This is a genomic window from Kitasatospora sp. NPDC056651, assembly GCF_042792155.1.
GTDB lineage: Bacteria > Actinomycetota > Actinomycetes > Streptomycetales > Streptomycetaceae > Kitasatospora.
Window position 1 is genome coordinate 1 of the sequence record NZ_JBHTWX010000185.1, and the last position, 7,664, is coordinate 7,664.

A 7,664-nucleotide genomic window follows, 5' to 3' on the forward strand; every position below is an offset into this window, starting at 1 on the left:
GGCGTGGTCTTTTCTCCCCCCCACGTGGGCGTGCGGGCGGGCCGGCGGGGGGGGGGGGGGGGGGCCCCCCCCCCCGCGCCCCCCCCCGCCCCGATGGCCCCTCCCCACCCGATGGCGGGCCGGGAGGGAGCCGACCTCAGGAGGTCAGCGAGGTCTTGCGGGTGGAGATGATCTGGTCGACCAGGCCGTACTCGACGGCCTCCTCGGCGGTGAGGATCTTGTCGCGCTCGATGTCGTCGCGCACCTGCTCCGCCGACCGGTTGGAGTGCTTGGAGAGCATCTCCTCCAGCTGCTCGCGCATCCGGAAGATCTCCTTGGCCTGGATCTCCAGGTCGGACACCTGACCGCGGCCCGTCTCGGTGTACGGCTGGTGGATCAGGATCCGGGCGTTCGGCAGCGCCATGCGCTTGCCGGCGGTGCCGGCGGCGAGCAGCACGGCCGCGGCGGAGGCCGCCTGGCCCATGCAGACCGTGGTGATGTCCGGCTTGACGTACTGCATGGTGTCGTAGATGGCCGTCAGGGCCGTGAACGAGCCGCCGGGCGAGTTGATGTACATCTGGATCTCGCGGTCCGGGTCCATCGACTCCAGGCACAGCAGCTGCGCCATGATGTCGTTCGCCGAGACGTCGTCGACCTGCGAGCCGAGGAAGATGATGCGCTCCTCGAACAGCTTGGCGTACGGGTCGTACTCACGGATGCCCTGCGTGGTGCGCTCGACGAAGCGCGGGACGATGTAGCGGCCCTCGGCGCGCATGTCCTCGACGCGGGCCTTGGCGGCCGACAGGCTGGGGATGTTCATGGGGGTCCTTGTCCTCCGGGGCGTTGTGACTGTGGTCTCGCGGGCCGGGCCGGGGCTCAGGCAGCGCCCGTGCCGCCGCCGCCGGGGACGTCCGCGGCACTGTGCATGATCGCGTCGATGAGGCCGTACTCCAGGGCCTCCTCCGGGGTGAACCAGCGGTCGCGGTCGGAGTCCGCGGTGATCTGGTCGAAGGTCTGGCCGCTGTGGTGGGCGATCAGCTCGGACATCCGCTTCTTGGTGCGCAGCAGCTGCTCCGCCTGGATGCGGATGTCGGTGGCGGAACCGCCGAGGCCCGCGGAGGGCTGGTGCATCAGGATGGTCGAGTTCGGCAGCGAGAAGCGCTTGCCGGGGGCACCCGCGGTGAGCAGGAACTGGCCCATCGAGGCGGCCATGCCCATCGCGATGGTGACGACGTCGTTCTTGATGTACTGCATGGTGTCGTAGATCGCCATGCCGGCCGAGATCGAGCCGCCCGGGGAGTTGATGTAGAGGAAGATGTCCTTTTCCGGGTCCGCGGCCAGCAGCAGCAGCTGCGCGGTGATCTTGTTGGCGATGTCGTCGTCGACCGCCTGGCCGAGGAAGATGATCCGCTCGTTGAGCAGCCGGTTGTACACCTGGTCGCCAAGGCCGCCGAGCACGTCACCAGCGGCGGCGTGCGGCACCATCGGGCCAGGCATCTGCATCTGCGGGAACGTCACTTAGCCACCTGCTCAGTCGGTTTGGACGGTCGCTCCACGGCCGTCACGGTGTCGCACAGCTTCGGGTATCACGTCGTGATTGATGCTGTCCAAGGACCCTAACGCGCAGGCCGGGCCGCAGAATCCCTCACGCAGAACTGTTCGCTGTGAGCGCAGGGTCGCGGTGGGCCGGGCGGGACGACAGCGGGCCCGGACACCGTACGGCGTCCGGGCCCGCTGGGCTGCCTCAGGGGGCTACCGGGGCACTCAGGCCTCGGTCTTCTCCTCGGCGGCGCCGTCCTCGACGGCGGGGGTCTCGGCGGCGGCCTCGACGGTCTCGGCCGTCTCGTCCTCGTCGTCGAAGTTGACCTCGTTGCCCTCGGTGTCGACGACCTTGGCGGCCTCGACCACGGTGGCCAGGGCCTTGCCGCGGGCGACCTCGCCGACCAGGAGCGGAACCTGGCCGCCCTGGACGACCTGCTGCGCGAACTGGTCCGGGGTGAGGCCCGAGCCGGCGGCGCGGCGGATGAGGTGCTCGGTCAGCTCCTCCTGGTTAACACCCAGCTCCTCGTCGGCGACGATCTGGTCCAGGACGAACTGGGTCTTGATGCCCTTCTTCGCCTGCTCCTCGACCTCGGCGTCCCACTCCTCGCGGGTCTTGCCCTGGGTCTCCAGGTAGGCGTCGACGGTGAGGCCCATCGGCTGGAGCTGGTGGTGCTCCACGTTGTGCTTGCGGGTCTCGATCTCGTCCTTGAGGAGCTTCTCGGGGTACTCGATCTCCACCAGGCCGAGCAGCGCGTCCAGGACCTTCTCCTGGGCCTGGGTGGCCTGGTCGTACTCCTTCATGCGCTCGAGGCGCTTGCGGGAGTCGGCGCGCAGGTCCTCCAGGCTGTCGAACTCGCTGGCCAGCTGGGCGAACTCGTCGTCCAGCTCCGGCAGCTCCTTCTCCTGGACGGCGGTGACGGTGACGGTGACCTCGGAGGTCTTGCCCGCCTGGGTGCCACCCTTGAGCTCGGTCTCGAAGGTCGCCTCCTCGCCGGCCGACAGGCCGACGACGGCCTCGTCGATGCCGTCGATCAGACGGCCCGAGCCGATCTCGTAGCTGACACCGGTGGCGGTGCCGTCCTCCGGCACCTCGCCGTCGACCTTGGCGACCAGGTCCACGACGACGATGTCACCGGCGGTGGCGGCGCGCTCGACGTCCTTGACCGAGGAGAAGCGCTCGCGCAGCTGCTCCAGCGACTTCTCGATGTCCTCGTCGGAGACGACGATCGGGTCGACGGTCACCTCGATGGAGGAGAACTCCGGCAGGGTGATCTCGGGGCGGATGTCCACCTCGGCGGTGAACTTCAGGTCGCCGCCATCGGCGATCTTCTCGACACCCTCGATGTTGGTGATGTCGGGCTGTCCGAGGACCTCGATCTTGCCCTCGTCGACGGCCTGCGTGTAGAAGCGCGGCAGGGCGTCGTTGACGGCCTCCTCCAGCACGGCACCACGGCCGAAGCGCTGGTCGATGACCCGGTTCGGGATCTTGCCCTTGCGGAAGCCCGGGACCGAGACCTGCTGGTTGATCTTCTTGTACGCCGCGTCGAGGCTGGGCTTGAGCTCCTCGAAGGGCACCTCGACGGTGAGTCGAACCCGGGTCGGGTTCAGAGTCTCGACGGCGCTCTTCACGGTTTGGTCTCCTATGGGCTTGCGGTCGGGTTGTCTCCGCCCGTCCCCGCCGCCCGGCCGGGGCCGGAAGAGGGTTCGGACGAGACGGGCGATGGGCGGTTGGAGCTGCATCTCCCGTGGGGTGGACGGTGAGCTTGACTCCTCGCCCTCGTGCGGTTGACCTGGGTGGACGCCACAGGGACTACCGCCAGCGCCCCATCCTACCGGTACCACGAAAGGCGGACGCCAGGCGCCACCGTACCGCCGCCCGGGAGCTTCGACACAGAACAGGGCCCCGCCCCGGTGGGCGAGACCCTGCCGCACTGTCGGGGTGACCGGATTCGAACCGACGGCCTTCCGCTCCCAAAGCGGACGCGCTACCAAACTGCGCCACACCCCGTGGTGCCGAGAGGAAGCGTACACGCCGGGCCTGCACGGGCTCGCCGACTTGTTCCGCTCGTTCCGCGCGGGCGCGACCCGCGTTCCATACCGCGCGACCCCGGCCGCGCGGGCGTGCGGAGGGCGTGCGCGACGCGGTGTGCACTCGGGCGCCCGGACCAGGTAGGCTGTCCCCCGAACTTCCGGCCGGTGACGGCTCGGAGGGTCGTGCGGGCGTAGCTCAATGGTAGAGCCCTAGTCTTCCAAACTAGTCACGCGAGTTCGATTCTCGTCGCCCGCTCCACAGGTCCGGCCCCGGTGCGTCCAGCGCACCGGGGCCGTCGACGTTTCCGCCGCGGGCCCCGCGGCGCCGGTCCGGCGGTTCAGAGGCCGAGCCGGGCGGCCCGCGCGGCGGCCCGGTCCAGCAGCTGGTGGACGTCGCCCTCCCGGGTGGTGGGGCGGTCGTTGAACTCGTCCGGGGAGCGCGCCGGGCGGCCGGTGGCGTGCAGCACCTCCATCAGCTGGACCCGGGCGGTGCGGACGGTGGCGGGGGTGCCGTAGCCGTGCGCCAGCACGGCGGCCTGCGCGCCGAGCAGGCAGACCCGGCCGGCCTCGTCCCACATCGCGCCCTGGAGCCAGCCGTGCGCCCCGATGTAGCGGGAGGCGAGCCGCAGGTGGTCGGCCGCGCCGACCGGGACGGGGCGGGCGGGCCGGTTCAGCGCCCGGTCGAGCAGGGTGGCCCGGGGCTCGGGGTGGCCGGCCTGCCAGGGCCGCACGATGCTGCCGTACGGGCAGACGTACGGCACCGGGGTGCGCGCGGGGGCGGGCAGCGAGGCGAGGTAGGCCTCGATCTCGGCGACCAGGCCGTCGGCGGCGGCCAGGCCGTCGACAGCGACCGGGCCGAACGGCGGCGACCCGGGGGCGAGCAGGGCGGGCGGAGTCGGGGCGGCGGTGCGGGGCGCGGTACGGGGCATGCGGGCTCTCCGGGCGGACGGCGTCGGGTTCCGCTGCCCAAAATGGGGCATTCACGGCATTTCCGCGACCGGAGGAGCGAGGGGTCCGAATGGTTTCCCGGCGGGCTGTCGGGCCGATAGCCTCGGCGGCGTTCGAGCGCAGTTCGAGCGCTACCCCCGGCGCCGCGCTCCCGAGGTGGAGGAGTCCGGTGCATCCGCAGGAGCGACTGGCCGTCATTCAGCGCTGCGTGGTCCGGGAGATGGCACGGCTGGGCCAGGTGTTCCACCCGGACGGCGAGGTGGTCCGCGGCCCCGGCACCACGGCGGTGGCCGTGCGCGAGCACCCCGGGGACGAGGGCGCCGGGCACGTGGACCTCGGCTTCGTGCTGCACCTGGGCCGGGCGGACGCCCCGGTGGTGTGGGACTGCGCGGCCGGCCTCGGCAAGACCGAGGAGGAGAAGCTCGCCAACGCGGTGAAGATGTGGGCGACCACCACCGCCTCGGTGCTGGTCGAGTCGGCGGAGCGGCACGGGGTGCACGCCGACCACGCGGACCTGCCCGAACTCCCGGGCTGGCACGCGGTGCAGGGGCCGGCCGCGGTGTTCGGCTTCGGCAACGAGCACCTGGCGGGTTGGCTGGCCGAGCACCGGGTGCTGCCGGCGCTGGCGCCCGCGCTGCGCGCGGAGCTGGCCGGCCCCGGGCCGGTGGGCGTCAAGCTCTTCCTGGGCGGGAAGGCGGGGGACGACGTCGCCGAGGTCCGGGTGGGCGGCGAGGTGTCCGAGGCGGCGTCCGCGGCGCTGCGCGCACTGGACTGGCCGCGGGGTGAACGGCTGTGCTGGGCCCGGCTGTTCGTCCTGCTGACGGCCGAACCGGCGGCCTCGGGGCAGCACACGTCGGCGGGTGCCGAGGCACCCGCACCGATGCGTGTCCCGGCCCCGGCGGCGGCCCGCCCCCGGGGACTGTTCGCTCGCTGGCGGGAGGCCAGACGGGCCGGCCGGTGACCCCTGGGCGGGGGTGCGGGCGGCCCGGCCGGATCAGCCTCCGGTGATGCCGGAGATGCTGTGCGCCAGGTTGGCCAGCAGGGAGTTGATCGAGGTCGCGACCGTGGTCTCGTGCAGCATGAAGCCGAACAGGGCGGCGACGATCGCGTGCGGGATCTTCATCTGCTTGTTGCGGATGAAGATGATGCACAGGATCGCGAACAGGACCAGTGCGGAGACGGAGAGTGCCACCCGGACTCACTTCCTCGTTTTCATAGCGGGGTGCCACCGCCCGGCGGCACCTGCGAAAGCCGGACCCCGGCCTGTCCGACGGTCCCGAGGCGGAATCGCGGACCGTCCGGCACACCGCCGGCCGGGGAGCCCACGGTCGACCGCTGTCTTCCGTGCCGCACGTGACACCCCCCATCCCCCGAATCCTGAACAGTCCCGCCCGGACTCAGTGTGGTCGACCGTGCTGATTGCGTAAAGGTCTGAAAGTCAGCCCAACGCCATATCCTGCGATGCGAGACGAGTTTCCGCCGACCGGGACGATAGCGGAGCCACCCTGACGAATCGTCGGCGGGGCCGGGCTGAGCGGCCGGGAAACGGCCGGAGGCGGGTAACGGAAGCCACAGGTCCGGTCCACCGACGGGGCGTCCGATTTGGCTGAAGATCAGCTGCCAGGCTTGACAGCGGCGCTGCCGGTGGCACGTGCCGGACGGGCAGTCCGACCGGCCGTCAGTCGCGCCAGAGCAGCAGCAGGGCGCGGTCGTCGTTGATGTCCCGGGCGACCGTCTCGATCAGGGCGGCCGCGGCGCCCGCGCCGGTGCCGGGGCCGCCGCCGGGTACCACCCGGTCCGCCTCGCCCATCAGCCGGTCCATGCCCTCGCCGAGGTCCCGGCCCGGCGCCTCCACCATGCCGTCGGTGCAGAGCATCAGGACGTCGCCCCGGTTCAGCCGGCCGCGCACGCCCTCGAACTTGGCGCCGTCGTAGATCCCGAGCAGCGGGCCGTCGGCCTGCTTGACCTCCCAGCGCCCCTCCCCCGCCAGGCGCTGCATGCCCGGCAGGTGCCCGGCGGAGAGCAACTCGTACTCGCCGGTGTCCAGGTCCAGCACCAGGTGGACGGCGGTGGCGAAGCCCTCCTCCCAGGACTGGCGCAGCAGGTAGCCGTTGGCGGCGGGCAGGAAGTCGTGCGCGGGCAGCGAGCCGACCAGGCCGCCGAAGGCGCCGGAGAGCAGCAGGGCGCGGGATCCGGCGTCCATGCCCTTGCCGGAGACGTCGGCGAGGACCACCTCCAGCAGCCGCTGGCCGGGGCCGGTGCGGGCGGCGACCACGAAGTCCCCGGAGAAGGACTGGCCGCCGGCCGGGCGCAGCGCCATGTCCGCGTGCCAGCCGTCCGGCAGTTCGGGCACCCGGCTCTGCACCCGCAGCCGCTCGCGCAGGTCGAACAGCATGGTGGAGCCGCCCCACCAGGGCACGCCGACCCGGGCCCGGAACTGGGCGAGCAGCAGGCCGCCCACGCCGGCGGCGCCGACCACCAGGGCCGCGCCCGGGGTCACGCCGTAGAGGTAGGCCTCGGGGTTGTCGCTGGCGACCCGCTGGCCGGTGTGGATCACGGACTCGGAGGAGAGCCCGAGCGCGGCCAGGGCGTAGAGCACCACCAGGCTGCCGGGGCGCAGCAGCAGGGCGCCGGCGATGATCGGCAGGACCAGGGAGGTGGGCGGAGCCCAGTCGGGCATCCAGATGTTGAGCAGGATCAGCAGCGGGACGAGCAGGGCGAGCGCGCAGAGCACCGGCCAGTCGGCGGCGCCGCCGCGGAAGTAGTCGACCCCGGCCGTGCGCAGCCTTCGGCGGACCCGGCGGACCCTCTTGCGCAACCGGGCCGTCACGGACTCGGACGCCGGGGCGGCGCCGGGCCTCGTCGCAGTCGTCTGGGGCTTCGTGCCCGGCGCTCTGCCAGCCATGGGGTCCGACCCTATCCACGGGCACCGCCCGGCGTCGACGGGCCGGGGGCGGGCACGGGTGTCGGAGCGCGGGGCGCCCGGTGGGTTTCGGCCGATCGAGACGGGGGCGGGCGGGCCGCCGGGGCCGTGCGGGGGTTGGGCGCACGAACCAGGCGGGTGGTGCGTGCGCCCGGCGCGCGGCGGGTGTCCGCGCGCCGGGTCCTGTGGCCGATCCCACAGGCGTCGCGGGGTGGTCGCGGCCGCCGGGAAGGGTGGGTGG

At 72.5% G+C, this 7,664-nt stretch carries 7 protein-coding genes and 2 tRNA genes; 2 read left to right on the top strand and 7 right to left on the bottom strand.

Annotated elements, in window-relative coordinates; genetic code table 11:
• Positions 1-136: 136 nt before the first annotated feature.
• From ACFRAR_RS37530 to ACFRAR_RS37545, 4 genes are all read right to left on the bottom strand, one after another.
• Positions 137-799 (bottom strand): ATP-dependent Clp protease proteolytic subunit, encoded by a 663-nt coding sequence (locus ACFRAR_RS37530; protein WP_380704739.1) that lies wholly within the window; start codon positions 797-799, stop codon positions 137-139.
• A gap of 56 nt (positions 800-855) precedes the next feature.
• A complete protein-coding gene (locus ACFRAR_RS37535; protein ID WP_380704749.1) occupies positions 856-1,482 on the bottom strand; it encodes an ATP-dependent Clp protease proteolytic subunit in 627 nt (208 codons plus the stop codon).
• Positions 1,483-1,743: 261 nt separating this feature from the next.
• The gene (gene tig / locus ACFRAR_RS37540) at positions 1,744-3,150 is read right to left on the bottom strand and encodes a trigger factor (protein ID WP_380704741.1); all 1,407 of its coding nucleotides are present in this window, start codon (positions 3,148-3,150) and stop codon (positions 1,744-1,746) included.
• A gap of 305 nt (positions 3,151-3,455) precedes the next feature.
• Positions 3,456-3,529, bottom strand: a tRNA-Pro gene (locus tag ACFRAR_RS37545).
• A 208-nt stretch (positions 3,530-3,737) separates the two neighbouring features.
• On the opposite strand from ACFRAR_RS37545, the gene ACFRAR_RS37550 reads away from it, so the two are divergent.
• A tRNA-Gly gene (locus tag ACFRAR_RS37550) sits at positions 3,738-3,811 on the top strand.
• A gap of 79 nt (positions 3,812-3,890) precedes the next feature.
• Here the strand turns inward: ACFRAR_RS37550 and ACFRAR_RS37555 are convergent.
• Complete coding sequence (locus ACFRAR_RS37555; protein WP_380704743.1) at positions 3,891-4,481, bottom strand: hypothetical protein; 591 nt, start codon at positions 4,479-4,481, stop codon at positions 3,891-3,893.
• A gap of 188 nt (positions 4,482-4,669) precedes the next feature.
• Here ACFRAR_RS37555 and ACFRAR_RS37560 point away from each other — a divergent pair, with 188 nt between their 5' ends.
• Positions 4,670-5,461: a DUF6348 family protein gene (locus ACFRAR_RS37560; RefSeq protein WP_380704745.1), complete on the top strand. Its 792-nt coding sequence runs from the start codon at positions 4,670-4,672 to the stop codon at positions 5,459-5,461.
• A gap of 33 nt (positions 5,462-5,494) precedes the next feature.
• On the opposite strand, the gene ACFRAR_RS37565 is transcribed toward ACFRAR_RS37560, so the two are convergent.
• Entirely contained in the window at positions 5,495-5,692 is a 198-nt protein-coding gene (locus ACFRAR_RS37565) for a hypothetical protein (RefSeq protein ID WP_049648957.1), read from the bottom strand.
• 486 nt (positions 5,693-6,178) lie between these two features.
• Positions 6,179-7,405 (bottom strand): PP2C family protein-serine/threonine phosphatase, encoded by a 1,227-nt coding sequence (locus ACFRAR_RS37570; RefSeq protein ID WP_380704747.1) that lies wholly within the window; start codon positions 7,403-7,405, stop codon positions 6,179-6,181.
• Positions 7,406-7,664 lie beyond the last annotated feature (259 nt).